The organism is Methylobacterium sp. UNC300MFChir4.1, from assembly GCF_900110155.1.
Classification (GTDB): domain Bacteria; phylum Pseudomonadota; class Alphaproteobacteria; order Rhizobiales; family Beijerinckiaceae; genus Methylobacterium.
Window position 1 is genome coordinate 73,089 of record NZ_FOCS01000022.1, and the last position, 20,278, is coordinate 93,366.

General features: G+C 71.5%; 22 protein-coding genes. 12 read left to right on the forward strand and 10 right to left on the reverse strand.

Features of this window, described 5'->3' with window-relative positions:
- Window positions 1-93: 93 nt before the first annotated feature.
- Together BMY19_RS24025 and BMY19_RS24030 are read right to left on the reverse strand one after the other, a co-directional pair.
- Window positions 94-1,257: an iron-containing alcohol dehydrogenase gene (locus BMY19_RS24025; RefSeq protein ID WP_091980830.1), complete on the reverse strand. Its 1,164-nt coding sequence runs from the start codon at window positions 1,255-1,257 to the stop codon at window positions 94-96.
- 87 nt (window positions 1,258-1,344) lie between these two features.
- Window positions 1,345-2,253 (reverse strand): LysR family transcriptional regulator, encoded by a 909-nt coding sequence (locus tag BMY19_RS24030; protein WP_244491912.1) that lies wholly within the window; start codon window positions 2,251-2,253, stop codon window positions 1,345-1,347.
- 116 nt (window positions 2,254-2,369) lie between these two features.
- On the opposite strand from BMY19_RS24030, the gene BMY19_RS24035 reads away from it, so the two are divergent.
- From BMY19_RS24035 to BMY19_RS24070, 8 genes are all read left to right on the forward strand, one after another.
- Window positions 2,370-3,866 (forward strand): CoA-acylating methylmalonate-semialdehyde dehydrogenase, encoded by a 1,497-nt coding sequence (locus BMY19_RS24035; protein WP_100253177.1) that lies wholly within the window; start codon window positions 2,370-2,372, stop codon window positions 3,864-3,866.
- A gap of 156 nt (window positions 3,867-4,022) precedes the next feature.
- Window positions 4,023-5,168 carry an isobutyryl-CoA dehydrogenase gene (locus BMY19_RS24040; RefSeq protein ID WP_091682987.1) on the forward strand — a complete coding sequence of 382 codons (1,146 nt, stop codon included), beginning with the start codon at window positions 4,023-4,025 and terminating at the stop codon, window positions 5,166-5,168.
- The gene (locus BMY19_RS24045) at window positions 5,165-6,226 is read left to right on the forward strand and encodes an enoyl-CoA hydratase/isomerase family protein (RefSeq protein WP_091682986.1); all 1,062 of its coding nucleotides are present in this window, start codon (window positions 5,165-5,167) and stop codon (window positions 6,224-6,226) included. The genes BMY19_RS24040 and BMY19_RS24045 overlap by 4 nt, the downstream gene beginning before the upstream one ends.
- 185 nt (window positions 6,227-6,411) lie before the next feature.
- Entirely contained in the window at window positions 6,412-7,305 is an 894-nt protein-coding gene (gene mmsB, locus BMY19_RS24050) for a 3-hydroxyisobutyrate dehydrogenase (protein WP_091682984.1), read from the forward strand.
- Window positions 7,302-8,081 (forward strand): enoyl-CoA hydratase, encoded by a 780-nt coding sequence (locus BMY19_RS24055; RefSeq protein WP_020095657.1) that lies wholly within the window; start codon window positions 7,302-7,304, stop codon window positions 8,079-8,081. Before mmsB ends, BMY19_RS24055 begins: the two co-directional genes overlap by 4 nt.
- 14 nt (window positions 8,082-8,095) lie before the next feature.
- Complete coding sequence (locus tag BMY19_RS24060; protein WP_091682983.1) at window positions 8,096-8,527, forward strand: hypothetical protein; 432 nt, start codon at window positions 8,096-8,098, stop codon at window positions 8,525-8,527.
- A 45-nt stretch (window positions 8,528-8,572) separates the two neighbouring features.
- Window positions 8,573-10,306 carry an AMP-binding protein gene (locus BMY19_RS24065; RefSeq protein ID WP_020095659.1) on the forward strand — a complete coding sequence of 578 codons (1,734 nt, stop codon included), beginning with the start codon at window positions 8,573-8,575 and terminating at the stop codon, window positions 10,304-10,306.
- A gap of 355 nt (window positions 10,307-10,661) precedes the next feature.
- Window positions 10,662-11,261, forward strand: a complete 600-nt coding sequence (locus BMY19_RS24070; protein WP_020095660.1) for a transglutaminase-like cysteine peptidase — start codon at window positions 10,662-10,664, stop codon at window positions 11,259-11,261.
- A 7-nt stretch (window positions 11,262-11,268) separates the two neighbouring features.
- On the opposite strand, the gene BMY19_RS24075 is transcribed toward BMY19_RS24070, so the two are convergent.
- Window positions 11,269-11,526 carry a hypothetical protein gene (locus BMY19_RS24075; protein ID WP_012320711.1) on the reverse strand — a complete coding sequence of 86 codons (258 nt, stop codon included), beginning with the start codon at window positions 11,524-11,526 and terminating at the stop codon, window positions 11,269-11,271.
- Window positions 11,527-11,845: 319 nt separating this feature from the next.
- On the opposite strand from BMY19_RS24075, the gene BMY19_RS24080 reads away from it, so the two are divergent.
- The gene (locus BMY19_RS24080; RefSeq protein WP_100253178.1) at window positions 11,846-12,553 is read left to right on the forward strand and encodes a transglutaminase-like cysteine peptidase; all 708 of its coding nucleotides are present in this window, start codon (window positions 11,846-11,848) and stop codon (window positions 12,551-12,553) included.
- Window positions 12,554-12,559: 6 nt separating this feature from the next.
- Here BMY19_RS24080 and BMY19_RS24085 read toward each other — a convergent pair whose 3' ends face one another.
- The 7 genes from BMY19_RS24085 to BMY19_RS24115 all read right to left on the reverse strand — a co-directional run bounded on the left by BMY19_RS24085 (window position 12,560) and on the right by BMY19_RS24115 (window position 18,172).
- A complete protein-coding gene (locus BMY19_RS24085; RefSeq protein WP_020095662.1) occupies window positions 12,560-12,889 on the reverse strand; it encodes a DUF6949 family protein in 330 nt (109 codons plus the stop codon).
- 146 nt (window positions 12,890-13,035) lie between these two features.
- Window positions 13,036-13,251 (reverse strand): DUF3126 family protein, encoded by a 216-nt coding sequence (locus BMY19_RS24090; protein WP_007565940.1) that lies wholly within the window; start codon window positions 13,249-13,251, stop codon window positions 13,036-13,038.
- Window positions 13,252-13,342: 91 nt separating this feature from the next.
- On the reverse strand, window positions 13,343-14,194 hold the full coding sequence (cysE, locus tag BMY19_RS24095; protein ID WP_091684043.1) for a serine O-acetyltransferase: 852 nt from the start codon (window positions 14,192-14,194) through the stop codon (window positions 13,343-13,345).
- 226 nt (window positions 14,195-14,420) lie between these two features.
- Entirely contained in the window at window positions 14,421-15,302 is an 882-nt protein-coding gene (locus BMY19_RS24100) for a helix-turn-helix transcriptional regulator (protein ID WP_020095664.1), read from the reverse strand.
- 343 nt (window positions 15,303-15,645) lie between these two features.
- Window positions 15,646-16,611: a lytic transglycosylase domain-containing protein gene (locus tag BMY19_RS24105; RefSeq protein ID WP_091684045.1), complete on the reverse strand. Its 966-nt coding sequence runs from the start codon at window positions 16,609-16,611 to the stop codon at window positions 15,646-15,648.
- A gap of 168 nt (window positions 16,612-16,779) precedes the next feature.
- Entirely contained in the window at window positions 16,780-17,601 is an 822-nt protein-coding gene (locus BMY19_RS24110) for a Cof-type HAD-IIB family hydrolase (protein WP_100253179.1), read from the reverse strand.
- 4 nt (window positions 17,602-17,605) lie between these two features.
- Window positions 17,606-18,172, reverse strand: a complete 567-nt coding sequence (locus BMY19_RS24115; protein ID WP_100253184.1) for a gluconokinase — start codon at window positions 18,170-18,172, stop codon at window positions 17,606-17,608.
- 174 nt (window positions 18,173-18,346) lie between these two features.
- Between BMY19_RS24115 and BMY19_RS24120 the strand changes: the two genes are divergently transcribed.
- The 3 genes from BMY19_RS24120 to BMY19_RS24130 all read left to right on the forward strand — a co-directional run.
- Window positions 18,347-18,631 carry a DUF3072 domain-containing protein gene (locus BMY19_RS24120; RefSeq protein WP_012320702.1) on the forward strand — a complete coding sequence of 95 codons (285 nt, stop codon included), beginning with the start codon at window positions 18,347-18,349 and terminating at the stop codon, window positions 18,629-18,631.
- Between the two features lie 194 nt (window positions 18,632-18,825).
- The gene (locus BMY19_RS24125) at window positions 18,826-19,074 is read left to right on the forward strand and encodes a Flp family type IVb pilin (RefSeq protein ID WP_056526187.1); all 249 of its coding nucleotides are present in this window, start codon (window positions 18,826-18,828) and stop codon (window positions 19,072-19,074) included.
- A gap of 261 nt (window positions 19,075-19,335) precedes the next feature.
- Window positions 19,336-20,278, forward strand: a 943-nt coding sequence (locus BMY19_RS24130) for a polysaccharide biosynthesis/export family protein (RefSeq protein WP_100253185.1), incomplete at its 3' end; no start/stop codon positions are given.

Consider the following 20,278-nt stretch of genomic DNA (forward strand, 5'->3'; position numbering starts at 1 on the left):
GGGCGGCGCGTCCCTGGATTGCTTCGCTCCGCTCGCACAGACGGCGGCGGGTCGAATGTCCCGTCTCAGGATGTGCTCTACTCCGAGAGGGTATCACCCCGCCCAGACGCGCCGGTACAGGGCCACGATCTCGTCGGCGCTGGGCTCCACCGGGTTGTTGGCGGGGGAGCCGGAGGCCAGCGCCTGGGCCGCCATGGTGGGCAGCAGCGCCTCCCAGCGGGCCGGGTCGATGCCGTATTCCCGCGGTCCCGGCACGTCGAGGTCGTCGTTCAGCGCCTCGAGCTCGGTCACCAGGGCCGACACCGCCGAGCGGTCGTCGGTGTCCGGGCCGGCGATCTTCATGGCGCGGGCGCAGGCGGCGTAGCGGTCGATCGCGGCCGGGGCCGAGAAGGCCGTGACCGCCGGCAGCAGCATCGCGTTCGAGAGCCCGTGGGCCACGTGGAAATGGGCGCCGATCGGCCGGCTCATGCCGTGGACGAGCGCCACGGAGGCGTTCGAGAACGCGATGCCGGCCTGGGTCGCGCCGAGCATCATCGCCTCGCGGGCCGCCCGGTCGCCCGGATCGGTCCAGACCCGGCGCAGGTTCGGGGCGATCAACCGCATTGCCTGCAGCGCCAGCCCGTCCGAGAACAGGTTCGACTTGCGCGAGACGTAGGCTTCGATCGCGTGGGTCAGGGCGTCGATGCCGGTATCGGCGGTGAGCCGCTTCGGCTTGGTGAGCGTCAGCTCGTAATCGACCAGGGCCGCCACCGGCAGGTAGGCGAGGCCGATGCAGAGCATCTTCTCGTCCGAGGCCTCGTCGGTCACGATGGTGAAGCGGGTCGCCTCCGAGCCGGTGCCGGCGGTGGTCGGGATCGCCACGATCGGCAGGCCGGGCTCGTCCTGCTGGCGCGGCGCCTTGTAGTCGCGCATGTGGCCGCCGTGGCGGGCGAGCACCGCCACCGCCTTGGCGGTGTCCATCGGGCTGCCGCCGCCGAAGCCGACCACGCAGTCGAAATCGCCCGCCTGGAGGGCCGCCAGCGCCGCCTCCACGGACGCCACGGTCGGGTCCGGCACGGTCTCGGAGAAGATCGTGGCCTTCGCGCCCGCCTTGGTGAGGCGCTCGAGCAGCGTGTCGGTGCGGCCGCTGCCGGCGAGATAGGGATCGGTGACTACGAAGGGCCGCGACAGGCCGAGCTGGCCGAGCACCTCCGGCAGGAGCCGCGAGGCGCCGGCGCCGACGCGCATCAGCCGGGGCAGGGCGATCGAGGCGACCATACTCTTGCTTCTCCCACCCGGCGCCTCTGCTGGTGCGCCGGAACGACGATCTTAGGACCTGCGCCCGCCGGGCGAAACTGCCGGTGCTTACACTGCCGGCCCGGCGAAGAGCGCGGCGGCGGCCTCCACCTCGCCCGCGATGAAGCCCGCCACGGCGCGGATATGGGCGGCCTTCCGGTGATCCTCGTGGATGTGCATGTGGAACGAGCGGGTCAGGGACACCGCCCCGGGCAGCACCGGCACGAGCCCCGGATGGGCCGCCGCGATGAAGGCCGGCAGCACGCAGAGGCCGGCGCCGCCGAGCGTCGCGTGGACCTGGGCCAGGAGGTTCGTGGAGCGCAGCCGCGCCGAGACCGGCGGGCCCAGGGCGCCGAGATAGTTCAGCTCGCGCGTGAACAGCATGTCCTCGATGTAGCCGACGAAGGGATGCCCCGAGAGATCTCCGACCTCCGCGATCGGTCCGGTCCCGGCGAGGTAGGATTCGGCCGCGTAGACGAGCAGCCGGTAATCGGTCAGCCGGCGCGCCACCACCCGCGCCTGCTGCGGGCCGGACAGGCTGATGACGATGTCGGCCTCGCGCTTCGACAGGCTGAAGATCCGGGCGGTCGCCATGATCTCCACCTCCAGCCCCGGATGGCGCGCGGTGAGCCGGTGCATCCGGGGGGCCAGGAACACGCTGCCGAACCCGTCCGGCGCGCCGATCCGCACCGTGCCGGAGACCGCCTGGGCGGCCTCCGTGGCGGCGCTCGCCGACAGGAACGCGCTCTCCATGGCCTCGGCGACGCCGAGCAGGTTCGCGCCGTCCTCGGTGAGGGCGTAGCCGAGGTTGCTGCGGTGGAACAGCCGGGCGCCGAGCCCTTCCTCCAGGGCGCGGATCCGGCGCCCGACGGTGGTGTGCTCGGTGCCGGTTCGGGTTCCGGCGGCGCTCAGCGTTCCGGTCCGCGCCACGGCGAGGAAGAAGCGGAGGTCGTCCCAGTTGGGCCCCGTCCTGGCCATGATCGCACCCTCGCTGTGCATCGATGCACGACGGCTGTAAGCGCATCCGGCTTTATCGCTCAAGCGATCCTGATAGGGTGCGCCAAAATCGAACGCACCATCACAGGGAGGCGCGCATGCGCACGATCGGGCATTACATCGGCGGCCGGAACGTCGGCGGCGAGAGCGGGCGGTTCGCCGACGTGTTCCACCCCTCGACCGGCGAGGTGCAGGCCAAGGTCGCGCTCGCCAGCAAGGCCGAGATGCGCGCCGCCGTCGAGAACGCCGCAGCGGCCCAGCCGGCCTGGGCGGCGACCAATCCGCAGAAGCGCGCCCGCGTGATGATGCGCTTCCTCGAGCTCATCCGCGGCGAGAACGATTCGCTGGCCGAGCTGCTGGCCTCCGAGCACGGCAAGACCGTGCCGGACGCCAAGGGCGACATCCAGCGCGGCGTCGAGGTCGTGGAGTTCGCCTGCGGCATCCCGCACCTGCTCAAGGGCGAGTACACGGAAGGGGCGGGTCCCGGGATCGACGTCTACTCCCTGCGCCAGCCGCTGGGCGTCGTCGCCGGCATCACGCCGTTCAACTTCCCGGCCATGATCCCGCTGTGGAAATGCGCCCCGGCCATCGCCTGCGGCAACGCCTTCATCCTGAAGCCGTCCGAGCGCGACCCGAGCGTGCCGATCCGTATCGCCGAGATCTTCCTGGAGGCGGGCCTGCCGGCGGGCATCCTCAACGTCGTCAACGGCGACAAGGAGGCGGTCGACGCGATCCTCGACGACGAGGACATCAAGGCGGTGGGCTTCGTCGGCTCCTCGCACATCGCCGAGTACATCTACGTGCGCGCCGCCGAGACGGGCAAGCGCGCCCAGTGCTTCGGCGGCGCCAAGAACCACATGATCATCATGCCGGACGCCGACATTGGCCAGGCGGTCGACGCGCTGATCGGCGCCGGCTACGGCTCGGCCGGCGAGCGCTGCATGGCCATCTCGGTGGCGGTGCCGGTGGGCGAGCAGACCGCCGACCGCCTGATGGAGAAGCTGGTCCCGCGGGTCGAGTCGCTCAAGATCGGTCCCTCGCACGACGGCTCGGCCGATTACGGCCCGCTCGTCACCCGGGAGGCCGTTCAGAAGGTCGCGAGCTACATCGACAAGGGCGTCGCCGAGGGCGCGCAACTCGCCGTCGACGGCCGCGGCTTCAAGCTCCAGGGCTACGAGAACGGCTTCTACATGGGCGGCTCGCTGTTCGACCGCGTGACGCCCGACATGACGATCTACAAGGAAGAGATCTTCGGCCCGGTGCTCTCGGTGGTGCGGGCCAAGGATTACGAGGAGGCTTTGGCGCTGCCCTCGACCCACCAGTACGGCAACGGCGTCGCGATTTTCACCCAGGACGGCGACGCGGCCCGCGACTTCACCGCCCGGGTGAACGTCGGCATGGTCGGCGTGAACGTGCCGATCCCGGTCCCGATCGCCTACCACACCTTCGGCGGCTGGAAGCGCTCGGGCTTCGGCGACCTGAACCAGCACGGGCCGGACTCGATCCGCTTCTACACCAAGACCAAGACCGTGACGCAGCGCTGGCCGAGCGGCATCAAGAGCGGGGCGGAGTTCTCCATCCCGACGATGCGGTAGCGCCGCTTTTTCTCTCCTCCCCCTTGTGGGGAGGAGCCGGAGGTGGGGGTGGTGCAGAAGGCACCGGCACGCTCGAGCCTGAACCACCCCCATCCCTGAACCCTCCCCGCAAGGGAGAGGGGGAAAACGCCCGTTTGGACCTTTGGAGCCACGCCCATGAGTTTCGGGCTCGACGAGGACCGGACCGCGATCCGCGAGATGGCCCTCGGCTTCGCGGCCGAGCACATCGCGCCGCACGCCCTCGACTGGGACCGCGACAAGACCTTCCCGGTCGAGACCCTGCGGGAAGCGGCCGCCCTCGGCATGGCGGGCATCTACGTCCGCGAGGATGTCGGCGGTTCCGGCCTGTCGCGCCTCGACGCGACGCTGATCTTCGAGGCGCTCAGCACCGGCTGCCCGACCGTGGCGGCGTTCCTGTCGATCCACAACATGTGCGCCTGGATGATCGACGCCTACGGCGACGAGGATCAGCGCCGCCGCTGGCTGCCATCGCTCATGGGCATGGAGCGGATCGCCAGCTACTGCCTCACCGAGCCGGGCTCGGGCTCCGACGCCGCGGCGCTCCGCACCCGCGCCGAGCGGGACGGCGACCATTACGTGCTCTCCGGCGAGAAGCAGTTCATCTCGGGCGCCGGCGCCAGCGACCTCTACGTCTGCATGGTCCGCACCGGCGAGGCCGGCCCGGCGGGGATCTCCGCGATCGTGGTCGAGAAGGGCACGCCCGGCCTGTCCTTCGGGGCCGACGAGCGCAAGATGGGCTGGAACGCCCAGCCGACCCGCGCGGTGCGCTTCGACGGATGCCGCGTGCCGGTGGGCAACCGCCTCGGCGCCGAGGGCCAGGGCTTCAAGATCGCCATGAGCGGCCTCGACGGCGGCCGGCTGAACATCGCCGCCTGCTCGCTGGGCGGCGCGCAGGCGGCCCTCGACAAGGCGCTCGCCTACATGGGCGACCGCCGCGCCTTCGGGGCGAGGCTCACCGACTTCCAGGCGCTGCAGTTCCGGCTCGCCGACATGGCGACGAGCCTGGAGGTGTCGCGCACCTTCCTGCGGCACGCGGCCGCCGCGCTCGACGCCAAGGACCCGGCCGCGACCCAGCTCTGCGCGATGGCCAAGCGCCACGTCACCGACGCGGCCTTCGAGGTCGCCAACCAGGCGCTCCAGCTTCACGGCGGCTACGGCTACCTCGCCGAGTACGGCGTGGAGAAGATCGTCCGCGACCTGCGCGTGCACCAGATCCTCGAGGGGACCAACGAGATCATGCGGCTGATCATCGCCCGCGGGCTGACCGGGGGGCGCCGATGAGCGACGTGATCGTCGAGCGGGTCGGCGCCCTGGGCCGACTGCGGCTCAACCGGCCGAAGGCCCTCAATGCCCTGACCCACGGCATGGTCGGCGAGATCGACCGGGCGCTCGACCGGTTCTCGGCTGATCCGGGCATCGCCGCGGTGCTGCTCACCGGGGAGGGCGAGCGCGGCCTGTGCGCCGGCGGCGACCTGCGCTCCCTCTACAACAGCCCCGACACCGCCTTCGCCGAGACCTTCTGGCGGGACGAGTACAGGCTCGATGCGCGCATCGCGGCCTACGAGAAGCCCTTCGTGGCGGTCATGGACGGCATCACCATGGGCGGGGGTGTCGGGCTCGCGGGCCACGCCACGCACCGGATCGTCACCGAGCGTTCCCGCGTCGCCATGCCGGAGACCGGCATCGGCTACCTGCCGGATGTCGGCGGAACGTGGCTGCTGCCGCGCGCGCCCGGGGAACTCGGCACCTATCTCGGCCTGACCGGCGAGCCGGTCGGCGCCGCCGACGCGATCTTCTGCCGGCTGGCCGACGCCCTGGTGCCCTCCGCGGGTCTGCCTGACCTGATCGACGCCCTCGTGGCGCTCGACCCGGATGCCGGGCAGGCGGGCGTGCGGGACGCGATCGCACGGCTCGCCCGTGATCCGGAGCCGGCACCGCTCGCCGCGCACCGGGCGGTGATCGACCGCTGCTTCGCCTTCGACATGGTGGACGAGATCCTGTCGGCCCTGGCGGCGGACGGCTCGGACTTCGCCGCCGCGACCCGGGCGACGCTCCTGACCAAGGCGCCGTCGAGCCTCGTCCTGACGCTGTGCCTCCTGCGGCTCGGCCGCGGCGCGCCGAACCTGGAAGCCTGCCTGGAGCGCGAGTTCCACGCCTCGCTGGCGCTGCTGGCGGAGGGCGATTTCCGCGAAGGCATCCGCGCCGCGGTGATCGACAAGGACAAGAGCCCGCGCTGGAACCCACCGACCCTCGACGCGGTCGATCCGGCGCGGATCGCCCGCTGGCTGGAGAAGCGGGCGGAGCCGGTTTTTTCGGAATCGCGCACGGGGCCGGTGTGATGACGCGTCGCTCGTTCCCACCCACACCCTCATCCTGAGGTGCCGAAGCGTAGCGTAGGCCTCGAAGGAGGGCTCCAGAAGCCGCCGTGATTCCTGGAGCCCTCCTTCGAGACCCGCGTCCCGGTCACTTCAGGATGAGGACGCGGGTGGAAGACGCGAACGACAGCAATCAAGGGAGAAGCAGGATGGCGCAGACCATCGGGTTCATCGGTCTCGGCAACATGGGCGGGCCCATGGCGGCCAACCTCGTGAAGGCGGGCCACACCGTGCGCGGCTTCGACCTGGTGCCGGCCTCGCTGGAGGCGGCGCGCGCCGGAGGCGTCGCTGTCACCGGCTCGGCCCTGGAGGCGGCCCAAGGGGCGGACGCCGTCATCACCATGCTGCCCGCCGGGCGGCACGTGGTCGAGGTCTGGACGCAGCTCGCCGAGGCCCTGCCCGCTGGCACGCTCCTGATCGATTCCTCCACGGTCGACGTCGAGAGCGCCCGCAAGGCCCACGCCCTCGCCGAGGCGCAGGGCTGCCTGTCGGTGGACGCGCCGGTCTCCGGCGGCACCGGCGGCGCGAAGGCCGGGACGCTGACTTTCATGGCCGGCGGCGCCGCGGCCGCCTTCGCCAAGGCCGAGCCGCTGCTGAAGGTGATGGGCAAGAACGTGTTCCATTGCGGCGATGCCGGCGCCGGGCAGGCGGCCAAGATCTGCAACAACATGATCCTCGGCATCTCGATGATCGGCGTCAGCGAGGCCTTCGCGCTCGGCGAGAAGCTCGGCCTGTCGCACCAGGCGCTCTACGACGTGGCCTCGGTCTCCTCGGGTCAGTGCTGGTCACTGACCACCTACTGCCCGGTGCCGGGCCCGGTGCCGACCTCGCCGGCCAACAACGGCTACAAGCCGGGCTTCGCCGCCGCGCTGATGCTCAAGGACCTCCGACTCGCCCAGGCCGCCGCCATCGCCGCGGGGGCGGCGACGCCGCTGGGCGCGGAGGCCGCGCAGATCTACGGCCTGTTCGAGGGCGCGGGCCACGGGGGAGAGGACTTTTCCGCGATCATCCGTATGCTCCGCGGGCAGGGAGGCGAGTCGTGAGCGACACGTACGAGACGATCCTGACGGAGACGCGCGGGCGCGTCCTGCTGATCACCCTCAACCGGCCGAAGGCCCTGAACGCCCTCAACGCGCAGCTCACCCGCGAGGTGATCCGGGCGGCGACCGAGGCGGATGCGGATCCGGGGATCGGCTGCATCGTCCTCACCGGCTCGGCGAAGGCCTTCGCGGCCGGCGCCGACATCAAGGAGATGCAGCACGCCACCTACGCGGAGATGTATTCCGGCGACCGGTTCGCCGACTGGGACCGGTTCGTCGCCGTGCGCAAGCCGATCATCGCCGCGGTGGCGGGCTACGCGCTCGGCGGTGGCTGCGAACTCGCCATGATGTGCGACATCATCCTGGCGGCCGACACGGCGCAGTTCGGCCAGCCCGAGATCAAGCTCGGCGTGATGCCGGGGATCGGCGGCAGCCAGCGGCTGACCCGCTTCGTCGGCAAGGCCAAGGCCATGGAGATGTGCCTGACCGGGCGGATGATGGACGCCGCCGAGGCCGAGCGTGCCGGCCTCGTCTCGCGCGTGATCGCGGCCGACCAGCTCCTCGACGAGGCACTGAAGGCGGCCGAGACCATCGCGTCGATGTCGCTGCCGATCGCGATGATGACCAAGGAGGCGGTCAACCGGTCCTACGAGACCACGCTGACCGAGGGCATCCGGTTCGAGCGGCGGGTGTTCCACGCCATGTTCGCCACCAAGGACCAGAAGGAGGGTATGGCCGCCTTCGTAGAGAAGCGGCCGCCCCGGTTCGAGAACACCTGAGCGGGGACCAGGCGATGGATGTGCTGGACCACGACGAAGTCCGGTTCGAGATGGCCTTCCCGCGCGCAATCGTCGCCCAGAAGGCGCGCGGGCGCGAGGAGACCATCAACGAGCACCTCGTGAAGCTGCTCGCCTTCGTGCCCCAACGGACGCGGTCGGTCTGGCGGAAAGAGCTGACGCGCCATTTCCGTTTCCTGGCGGCGCTGCGGGTCAAGCCCGGCGCCAGCCTGATCCCGCCCCGCGATTGGTGGGCATGGCTCTACGCGGATCCGTTCGAACACAACGAGGCCGGCTACACGGCCGGCCTGATCGCGCTGAACGCCGACGATTTCGCCCGCAACGACCGCAGTGTTGGGGCGATTGCCGGGCAGATCCGCGACTTCCACGCCGCCATGGTTCAGCGTCTCGCGCAGGGCGAGGCCGGTGAGGATCTGATCCCGGCCTGAAGACGCCGGGTCGGGATCGGTCAACGAGGACGAGGGGGAACGACCATGCCGAGCTTCCGGGAGGCCCGCGACCTTCTGCTGGCCCATCGCACCGACTACGCCGCCGCCGTCGCGGCCTTCGCGTGGCCGGACCCGGTGCCGTTCAACTGGGCGCTCGACTGGTTCGACGCCGTCCTCGCCGGCCCCGAGAGCCGCGACCGCGCCGCCCTGCGGATCGTCGAGGCTGGCAGCGGGGCCGAGCAGAGCCTCAGCTTCGGCGAGCTCGCGGCACGGTCCAATCAGGTGGCCAACCACCTGCGTCAGCTCGGCCTGAAGCGCGGTGACCACCTGCTCCTTCTGCTCGGCAACGTGCCGGCCCTGTGGGAGACCATGCTGGCCGCGATGAAGCTCGGCGCCGTGGTCATCCCGGCGACCACGCTGCTCACCGCCGACGAGCTCGCCGACCGCCTCGCCCGCGGCCGCCCGCGGGCGATCGTGGCCGGGCCGGAGCAGATCGCACGGTTCGCCGGCCTCGACACGGGCGGCGCCGTTCGCCTCGTCACCGGGGCTCCGACGGAGGGCTGGGCGGCCTACGACGACGCCTTCACGGCCTCGGACAGCTTCGCGCCGGACGCCCCGACCGCCGCCGACGACCCGCTGCTCCTCTACTTCACCTCCGGCACCACGGCGAAGCCGAAGCTGGTGCGCCACAGCCACCGCTCCTACCCGGTGGGCGCGCTCTCGACCATGTACTGGCTCGGGCTGCAGCCGGGGGACGTGCACTGCAACGTCTCCTCGCCGGGCTGGGCGAAGCACGCGTGGTCCTCGTTCTTCGCGCCCTGGAATGCCGGCGCGACGATCCTGGTGATCAACCAGGCGCCGTTCAACGCGGCCGCGCTGCTGGCGCAGCTGGAGCGCACCGGCGCCACCACGCTCTGCGCGCCGCCGACCGTCTGGCGGATGATCATCCAGGAGGACTTGTCCGGGAAGCGGCTCGCCCTGCGCGAGGTCTGCGCGGCGGGCGAGCCCCTGAATCCCGAGGTGATCGAGCGCGTGAAGAGCGCCTGGGGCCTCACGATCCGCGACGGCTACGGCCAGACCGAGACCACCGCGCTCATGGCCAACACGCCGGGGCAGCCGGTGGTGCCGGGCGCCCTGGGCCGGCCTCTCCCGGGCTACCGGGTGCGCGTCCTCGACCTCGACGGTCAGCCGGCCACCGAGGGCGAGGTCTGCCTCGAACTCGGGGCCCACCGGCCCGCCGGCCTGATGCAGGGCTACGACGACGGCCAGGGCAACCTGTCGGGCGCGGCCGGCGACCTCTACCACACCGGCGACGTCGCCTTCGTGGACGAGCAGGGCTGCTACACCTTCGTCGGCCGCGCCGACGACGTGTTCAAGTCGTCGGGCTACCGGATCAGCCCCTTCGAGCTGGAGAGCGTGCTGATCGAGCACCCGGCCGTGGCCGAGGCGGCGGTGGTGCCGGTGCCCGACCCGATGCGTCACACCATCCCGAAGGCCTACGTGTCCCTGGTGGCCGGAGCGAGCCCCGGACCCGAGACGGCGCTCGACATCTTCCGCTTCACCAACGCCCGGCTCGCGACCTTCAAGCGCCTGCGCGGGCTCGAATTCGTCACCGATCTGCCCAAGACGATCTCGGGCAAGATCCGGCGGGTGCAGCTGCGCCGCCTGGAGCACGAGGGCATCACCGAGGACCCGCACCGGGGCCGCGCCTACACGCAGGCGGACTTCCCGGAGCTGAAGGGCGAGGCCGAGCGCAAGCTCGACCAGACGGCGGGCTGAGCGTTTCCACCTTGTGATCGCGGGCGCAGCGAGGCGACCCAGGGCAGCGCGCCATCGGTCGGCTTGGCGCAGTCTTGGTGAGCCTCTCTGCGCTCGCGATGGCGGCTGCGCGCCTGAGGACTCAGGTCCCCGGGTGACGAACCCTCAAGGTTTCCGGTTTCCGAAGCCGAAGCCGCCGATTTACAAGGGTTCTCAAGTCTCCCGTCGACGCTGTCGCGCGTGAGCGGGCCCGCGCCGGCGGATCGGTAAAATTGCGCGCATCCGCTTCAGCGCCGCGGAGGCTCTGCGGCGCAATCCTGTCTCAACAACGGGGACGGGTTCGATGGGCGCGGCGCTTCTCAGGACGGTTCGGGGGATGCTGGTCGGAGCGGCGACGCTGCTCGGCCTCGCCGCTCCGGTTCAGGCGCAGACGCTGGCGAGCCTGCCCGCGGACGTGGGCGCCAAGATCCTGGGCGACGCCAAGCCGATCGCGGCGTGGGTGACGTTCTGTCAGAATTACGCGGCGGAGTGCGCGCTGGACCGGGGCGAGCCGGCCCGGATCAGCCTGACGCCCGCCACCTGGGCGACGATCGTGTCGGTGAACCGGCGGGTCAACAAGGCGATCGAGCCGATGACCGACCAGGACCACCTGCACGTGGCCGACCGCTGGGACCTGGCCGAGGACGGCATCGGCGACTGCGAGGACTTCCAGCTGCTCAAGCGCCACATGCTGGCCGAGGCCGGCCTGCCGCGGCGGGCGATGCGCATGACCGTGGTGATCGACGAGAAGGGGGAGGGCCACGCCGTGCTGACCCTGATCACCGACCGGGGCGACCTGGTGCTCGACAACAAGACCAGCGCGATCCTGCCCTGGCACAAGACCGGCTACGTGTTCATCAAGCGCGAGAGCCAGGACGCCGTCGCCTGGGTCTCCCTCGGCGGCGTCACCTCCCCGGTCACCACCGCAAACCGGTGAAGCGGCCTCAGGCCGCCCGGCTCAGCGACGGCTGGGCGAGGCTCGCCACGTAGGACTCCACCCGGCCGATGAAGGCCGCGAGATGCGGGGCGACGCCCCGGAGACTGGCGAGATCCCGGACCAGGATGTCCCGCGACAGCGCCCTGTCGCCCTCGCTCGGCGCGTCGGCGAGGTAGGAATCGACCGCGTGCTCCGCGATATTGATCGCGCCGGCCCGACCATCTTCGGCGAGCGCTCTGATCACCTGCTGGATGGCGGGCTGCATGGCGGGTCCTTTCCTGGGGTGCGGCCCCGTCGGCGACGGGCTGGCCGGCTTCACGCGTCTCGATCGAGCCCGCCGCGAATCCCCCGTGCGAGCCGTGCTGAGAAGCCGGCAAAGCTGACCTGAATCAAGGCCTTCCGAGAAAGCGCAGAGCGGCTATTCACTCAGTGCATACGGCTTCGGCCAGCCCCGCGGATGCAACACTCTCTTAAATCGGAACCGATACGGCTCCCAGCGCGTTAGCTACCTCGCCCTGACCCATTGTGCGTCGCACGTGGCCGTGTCACCCTTCCGTCATCATCGGGCGGCGGGGGCTTGAACCATGCGGCACGCGGATGGCGATATCTCGTGTCAGGTCTTCGGCCCGCTCCGTTGGCGCGGGTGGACGCACGCGGCGTGCCGCGCGCGGCAGGCGGCGAGTTTCGCCCTGCTGTGCACGATCCTCGCGATGGGGGGCGCCACGACCCACGCCCACGCGCGGCTGGTCCTGCCGGATCAGGTGACCGCCGCCGAACCGACCGGGCCGGTGCGGGCGATCGCGGGCTGGACGGATTTCTGCGCCCGCACGCCTCAGGAATGCACGGTCGACACGGCCGAGCCGGCCGAGATTTCCCTGACCGTGGCGGTGTGGCGGACCCTGCAGAGCGTCAACCGCCGCGTGAACGCGCGCATCCGGCCGATCACCGATCAGGCGCATTGGGGCGTCGTCGACCGCTGGGACTTCCCCGATGACGGGTTCGGCGATTGCGAGGATTACCAGTTGCTGAAGCGGCGGATGCTGGTGGAGCGCGGCCTGCCGCGGCGCGCCCTGCTGATGACCGTGGTGATCGACGAGACCAACGAGGGCCACGCGGTGCTGACGGTCCGGACCGACCGCGGCGACTTCATCCTCGACAACAAGACCGACGCGATCCGGTCCTGGCGCCGCACCGGCTACAACTTCATCAAGCGGGCCGGCCAGGACGGCGCGGCGTGGGTGTCCCTGGAGGGCAAGGACGGGACCGCGCAGGTGGCCACCGCCGAGCCCTGAACCCGGTCAGGCGCCGACCAGCATCGCGGCGAGGTCGAGGGCGACGCGGCCGGAGAGCAGGCTCCAGCCGCACGCGATGACCGTCGCCAGCATCACGAACGGGATCGGGCGCCCCTCGATCCGCCGGCCGCGCACCGTGTTGCGCAGGATGATGAACGGCGCCGAGAAGGCCAGCATCGGCAGGGCGGCGACCGCCGGCAGACCACCGCGCTCCAGCAGGCTGAAGCTCGCCCGCCGCGCCGCGAACAGCTCGAAGGCGCTGGCGATCAGGCCGGACAGCGCCAGTCCGATGCAGAGGGTCCGGATCGACTCGAGGGCGACGGGCGTGAGGACCATTATTCGCGCTCCTGATACAGGTTGCGCGCACTGTACTCACGCCGTTTACCGGTTGTTAAGCACGAGTCTTTGTTAGCGTTAATCCGTGCACAGGTGCTGCCGGCGGGACCCGATCCGAGACGCGGGTCCGGCCGGAGCGCGGGGCCTCAGGCCTCTTCCTCGAGATCGATGTCGAGGATCGCCATCCGGAAGACGAAGGAATCGTCGCCGTCCTCCTTGTCGTCGGCGATCACGCCGATCGACTCCTCGCCGATGAACACCTCGGCGGAGTCGCCGGTCTTCATCGCGGTGAGGCGGATATTGTTGTTCGCGAACTTGCGGCGCAGATAGTCCTGAAGCTTCGCGGTCTCGGCTTTGGTCACGCTGGTCGATCTCCCCTGGCGGCGCTGGCGCCGCGGATGGGCCGAGGGCTTGCCACGCCGCGGGCGGAGCGGCAAGCGCGACGGCCCCGGGTCAGATCCCGTCGCCCAGGTGGATGAACTGATCGAGGGCGACGAGCTGGTCCATCGCCCGGGCCGGATCGTCGCAGCCGGCGGTGCCGACCACGCGCGCCGGCACGCCGACGACCGTCGTGTTCGGCGGTACCGGCCGCAGCACCACCGAGCCCGCCGCCACTCGGGCGCAGGCCCCGACCTCGATGTTGCCCAGGATCTTGGCGCCGGCGCCGATCATCACGCCGCGGCGGATCTTGGGGTGGCGGTCGCCGCGCTGCTTGCCGGTGCCGCCCAGGGTCACGGCGTGGAGGATCGACACGTCGTCCTCGATCACCGCGGTCGACCCGACCACGAGGCCGGTGGCGTGGTCGAGGAAGACGCCCCGACCGATCCGCGCCGCCGGATGGATGTCGCACTGGAACACCTCCGAGACCCGGCTCTGGAGGTAGAGGGCGAGGTCACGCCGACCGCGGTTCCAGACATGGTGGGCGAGGCGGTAGGCCTGCAGGGCGTGGAAGCCCTTGAAGTACAGGACCGGTTCGAGGGCCCGGAGCGTCGCCGGATCCCGATCGATCACCGCGCCGATATCGGCGCGGAACGCTTGGCCGATTTCGGGATCGACCGTGATCGCCTCGTGGAAGGCGTGGGCGACGAGTTCGGCCGGGAGCGACGGGTGCCCGAGCCGCGCCGCGACCCGGTGGGAGACCGCGCCTTCCAGCGTGGTGTGGTTCAGGATGGTGGCGACGATGAAGGAGGCGAGCTGCGGCTCGGTCCGCAGGACATCCTCCGCCTCGTCCCGCAACCGCGACCAGACCGGGTCGACGACCGCGAGGTCATGCGATGGGTGAGTGAAGGCAGGACTGGCGCTCATAGTCGGATGCTCATGTCCGGGACTTCGCAGGGTCTGCCGGTCGCGCGTGGGGCGGGGCCGGTCCAGCGCCCGCTCGGGCGGGGTGGTTGTCCCGCCCGGAGAGACGGCAGCGGCGGCGACGGACCGCGGCTACTGCCCTAGCGTGGTGCGCTGCACCGCGGCGATCAAGGGCCGGCGCGGCCCGGGGGGCGCATCGGTCGCATGGCTGTCAGCGAACGCGGGCGGGTCAGTCCGCCAGCGGCACGCCCTGCCCGAACCGCGCCTCGATCGCCGCCGTCAGGCGGTCCAGCATCGTCTGGACAGGGATGTTGGAGGTGTCCACCGTCGCCGGGGCCCGGGCGTAGAGCGGCTCGCGGCTCGCCAGCACGGCGCGCAGCTCCTGCATCGCGGAGGCGTGGTCGCCCGTCGTGGCGAGGTGTCCCTGCTCGCGGACGCGGCTCATGTGCTCCTCCGGCCGGGCGCGCAGCCAGATGGTGTAGAACGCCTGGAGGAGCAGATCGTAGGTCAGCGGTTCCGCGACGATGCCGCCGCTCGTCGCGAGGATCAGCGGCCCGGGATGCTCGGTCAGGCGCCGCAAGGCCGCCTGCTCGAGCCGGCGGTAGCCTTCCTGGCCGTAGATCGCGAAGATCTCCTGGACCGAGAGGGCGTTCTCCCGCTCGATCTCGGCGTTGAGCTCCACGAAGGTCCAGCCGAGGCGCTCGGCCGCGAGCTTGCCGAGGGTCGACTTGCCGGCGCCGCGCAGTCCGGTCAGCGCCACGCGCGGCCGGTTGCTCGATTCGGGCCGGCTGCCGCCGGACAGGGCCTCCTTGGCGGCGACGATCTGGGCCGGGCTCGCCTGGGCGAGGAGGTCGCGCACCACCGGCCAGTCGGGCAGCGCGTCGTTGCCGGTGATCAGGTCGTCCAGCCGCACACCCATGGCGTTCGCCACCCGCCGCAGCAGGATGATCGAGACGTTGCCCTGGCCGCCCTCCAACTGCGCGATGTAGCGCTCGGACAGGCCCGAGGTCTGCGACAGAACCTTGCGCGACAGCCCGCGCACGGTGCGCGCGTGCCTGACGCGTCGCCCGAGGTCCGTGAGAAAGAGAGATTCCTGTTCCACGCCGGTCATGGCGCCGTCCGCTTTCCTGCCAGCTCGAAAGCAGAGTCCGTGCCCTGCATGCCTGCCGCTTCGAGATCCATCGCGCTTTGGCGTTCCGCCAGACAGGAAGCTGCCTGAGAACGTGCGCGCGTAGACCGGCGTTTCCTGCCCTGAGATCCGTCGTGCGCCACCCGCGTACGGCCGCTGTCTCGCGGCGCCGGTCCGTACCGTAACGATCCAACCACGTTGCTGGCGTGGCGCCTATGTGTTGCGGATCGACCCGATGGTCAAGCCTTGGGCATGATCCTTGTGTGGGCAGAAGGCCCGGCCGGGCGGGCGATCGGCGGTCTGCACCCGCGCCGGAGAGGGCGCGCTACTCGACCGGCAGGGCCGTGGCCTCGCGCACCGGCGCGGCGGCCGGAGCGCGCCGCGGCGTCGCGGCGGCGAGCATCTGGAGCGACGGACGGCGCGGCGGCAGCGGCACCTCGACCGCCTCGACCGCCGCCTCGGTGGCCGGTGCCGAAGCGGCCGCGGGGGTCATCGGGGTGGCGGCCGCCGCGGGCTGCGGCGAAAGCCGGAGTTCCGCCATCTGCGCCGGCGAGGCCTCCGCGCTCCCGAGGGCGGTGGGTCGGCGCGGCGGCAGCGGCACCTCCACGGAGGGAACCGAGGCGGCCTGCGGGGCGGCCGGGGTCGCGCCCGCGGCCGGGTCGATGGACAGGCTGGCGAGTTCGACCGCGGCGCCGGCCAGGGCGGCGGGCCGGCGCGGCGGCAGCGGCACCTCGACGGTCTCGGTCGGAACCTCGGCCACGGCGGCGGCCGTCGGCGCGTAGGCCAGGGCGGCGGCCGCGGGGTTGGGTTTGGAGTCGGCGACGCCGCCGCCGAACAGGCTCGCGAGGGCGCTGGCCGAAGCCGCCACGGGGGCGACCACCGAGGCGACCTCGTTGGAGATGCCCTGGCGCTTGGCGGCGTAGTAGTAGCCGCGGTTGTAGTACTGGTAGGCCTGGGCGACGTTGCCCTTGGCCGTGCGGTAGGCGCCCGCCAGATAGGCCACGCCGTAGCGCAGGTTGGTCTCCGGATCGTACAGGCCGGCGGCGTCGCCGGTGTAGCCCATGCCGCGCGCGGTCGCGTGCTTGATCTGCATGAGACCCAGGGCGCTGCCGCCCTTCGCCCGCGGATTGTAGTTGCTCTCGCGCTTGACCACGGCGTGCACGAAGCTCGCCGGAACGCCGTTCGCCTTCGCCTGCTGCTCGATCAACGCGTCGATATTGTCGCGCGCGCCCTGCCCGAAGGCGGCGGCGGGCGCGACCGCGAGTACGGCGGCCAGGATGAGGCGATGCATTCCGAGACCCGGTGCTGCTTGTTCTGTAGTCAAGCTAGGTCACGGGGAAATGAGGCCGGAAAGCGGCCCCCGTTCGGCAGCCTGTGGGCGGCCGGGGCGACGGGCGTGCTTGTGATCCGCGCGCCACAGGGCGGCGCGCGGACGCGGTCGGCCGGTCTGGGGAGCCGGTCAGGGAAGGATGAAGCGCTCGACCGCGCGAGCGAACCCGTCGGCGTCGTTGCTGTCCGTGACCGCGCTGGCGGCCGCCTGGACGCTCGCCTCGGCATTGCCCATCGCCACGGAGTAGCCGCTCTGCGCGAACATCGGGCGATCGTTCCCGGCATCGCCGAACGTGGCGATCCGCTCGCGCGGGATGGCGAGATGCGCGCTCATCCAGGCGACGAAGCGACCCTTGTCGAGATCGGGCGGCGTCACGTCGAGATAGTACTTCTGCGAGCGGTGGACGGTGGCCCGGCCGGCCAGCGCCGCCGCGATTCGCGTCTCGCAGGCCGCGAGATGGGCGTGGTCGGGGCTGACGCCGACGATCTTGGCGGCCGTACCCGTGAGCGTTCCGAGATCCGGCACGACCCGGGGCTCCGCGTCGATCGTGCGGCGCTCCAGATCGGTGTAGGGACCGTCCGGGTCGCGCAAGCACCACGCGCCGTCGGCGAAGACCCAGACGTCCAGCCCCTCGGCCAGGAGCCGGTCGAGGGCGGCCCGGGCCGCCGGCTCCGGGATGGTCCGCTCCTCGATGATCGACAGGTCCGGCCGGACGACGCTCGCGCCGTTGAAGGCGCCCATCGGCAGGTCGAGGCCGAGCTCCGCCACGAGGCTCCGCAGCCCGATCGGCGGCCGCGCCGAGGCGATGCTGAAGCCGATCCCGGCCGCGCGCAGGCGGCGCACGGCCGCCACCGTCGCTGCCGTCAGGCGCTTGTCCCCGGTGACCAGGGTGCCGTCGACGTCCGAGATCACCAGGGCGATCCCCGCGGCCTTGCCGGTTCCTGCAGTCATCGCGTCACTTCCCACCCGGATCCCGGCGCGCCGCGGTGGCGAGTTCCGCCACGACCCGGTCAGCAATCGCCTCGGGCGGCTCGAGGATCCCGACGGTGATCGGGTGCTCGTCGGGGCCCGGGACCTCGAGGGTCGCGAACTGGCTGTCCAGGAGATGCGGCGACATGAAGTGACCCTGGCGTTCCGCGAGACGCCGCGCGATCAGGGCCTTGTCGCCGTCGAGGTAGACGATGCGGACCCGCCGGCTGCCCCGGGTGAGGACGTCCCGGTACGCGCGCCGGAGCGCCGAGCAGACCACCACGCCGGACTCGCCGGCGTCGAGGCGCTGCTGAATCCAGGTCGCGATCCGGGCGAGCCACGGCGCGCGGTCCGCGTCGTCGAGGGCGCGGCCCGCGTGCATCTTCGCCACGTGCTCCGGCGCGTGGAAGCTGTCGCCGTCCACGAAGATCCAGCCGAGCTTCTCGGCGATCAGCGCCGCCACGGTGCTCTTCCCGGACCCCGAGACGCCCATGACCACGAGCACCTGAGCGGCCGTCCCGGCATCGAATGGCGGGTCTGATTGGTACGTCATCCGGACCACCGTGGCTCCGAGGCGCGCCGGGGCGCCGCGCGTCACGATCATGCGGAGCGCGCGCGCGGAAGGGAAGATCGCCGCGCCCGACGCCGCCGCCGTGTCGGCAGGAACCGTCGCGCCGCGGGCCGCGTTGACGACCCAGAACGCGAACATTTAGGGAACATGAGTCGCATGGCTACCACCACCGCGAAGGCGACGTCGAAGGCCGGTCGAGACTCCGGAGCGCGCCAGGATGCGCCGGAGAACCCCAAGACCGACCCGAAGGACGTGTCGAACCAGATCAAGGATCCGGACCAGTGGACCACCGGCGGCGAGCCGATGACCGGCGCGCAGGCCTCCTACCTGAAGACGCTCTCCGAGGAGGCGAAGGAGCCGAAGGCGTTCGATCCCGACCTCGACAAGGCCGAGGCCTCCAAGCGGATCGACGACCTGCGCCACAAGGCCGGCCACGCCTGAGCCGACGCGGGCGCGCCCGCGCCGGGCGCGCCCGCCGACCGGGCCCGCCGACCGGGGCGGTGCATATCCCGCCCGGAATCGGCCCGATGCCCTGTTTCGGACACTTCGTTAAGCCGGCGGCAAGCGCGGGCCGTTAACAGCCTTCCGAGCGCGTGGGGCCACGCGGACGGCGGGACGGGAAGGCGCGTTCGACCATGGATGAGCCGGGCGGCGACGGGGCGGGGCGGCGCGCGGTGCGATCCCGGGCGGCGGCCGCCCTGACGGATCGGATCCCTGTCGCGGCCGCGCGCTTCGCCCGCGACCTCCGCGGATCCACCGCGACCGAGTACGCCCTGCTCGGGGGCCTGATCTTCCTCGTCGCGGTCGGCAGCATCCGCTACTATGTGTCCCGCGTCAGCGCCGTCTACGGCGACATCACCGCGGCGGTGACCCAGGGTCAGTGAGCGGATCGCGCCGGGGCCGTGCGGCCCTGGAGTCGATGGGCCGACCCGTTACCGTCGACAGCGCCCGGATTTGTGTCCCGATATTTCAGCAGCGCGCGCTGCGCCCGGCATTCGTCGTCCCTGTGCCCCGAAAAAGCTGTGCTTAACGAGGATGACTTAGCAGTCTCGGTCGTGGCGGGCGGAGTGTGGCTCACCCGCTACGGACACCTGGGCCGCTATGGGCTAGGCACGGGCTCGGCAATACCGATGGGCAACATCTGGATGCGCAAACTTCCCCTCGTCCTGCTCGCCGTCACGGCGATGTCGGGCTGCACGTACCTGCCCGCGGCGGGTCCGACGGCGAGCGCGATCCAGGCCGGGGCCGAGGTCGCCACGGCCGACGGCGGGATCCTTGCCCGCTACGAGATCATCGACGTCACCCCCTCCGTGGTCGAAGCCCTGCGCGGCCGCCCCCTCGACAGCCTGCTCGCCTCCTTCGGCGACCATCGCCCCTCCTCCGAGCCGGTGATCGGCATCGGCGACATGGTCTCGGTCTCCGTCTGGGAAGCCGGATCCGGCGGCCTGTTCTCCGGACCCCTCGTCGCCGACCGCTTCTCCGCCGGCTCCAAGTCCGCCCTCATCCCCGAGCAGCCCGTCGGGCGCGACGGCGCCATCTCGGTGCCCTATGCCGGCCGCATCAAGGTCGCCGGCCGCCGCACCCAGGACGTCCAGGCGCTCATCGAGAACGAGCTCGCCGGCAAGGCCATCCAGCCCCAGGTGCTGGTCTCGGTCACCCGCCCGATCTCCCAGGCCGTCACCGTCACCGGCGAGGGCGCCGCCGGCGCCCGCCTGCCGCTCTCGGGCCACGGCGACCGCATCCTCGACGTCATCGCCGCCGCCGGCGGCAACCGCGCGCCGGTCAACGAGACCTTCGTGCGGCTCTCGCGCGGGCCGGTGACCGCGACCGTGCCGCTGACCACAGTGGTGTCGAACCCCAGGGAGAACATCTACCTGCGGCCCAACGACGTGCTGACGCTCGTGCGCGACCCGCAGACCTTCATCGCGGTGGGCGCGCTGGGCAACAGCACCGAGCTGCCGTTCCAGGCCGACGGCATCACGCTGGCGCAGGCGCTGGCCAAGGCGCGCGGCCTGTCGGACTTCGCCGCCGACCCGGCCGGGACGTTCATCTTCCGGTTCGAGCCGGCCAGCGTCGTGCGCCGGCTCA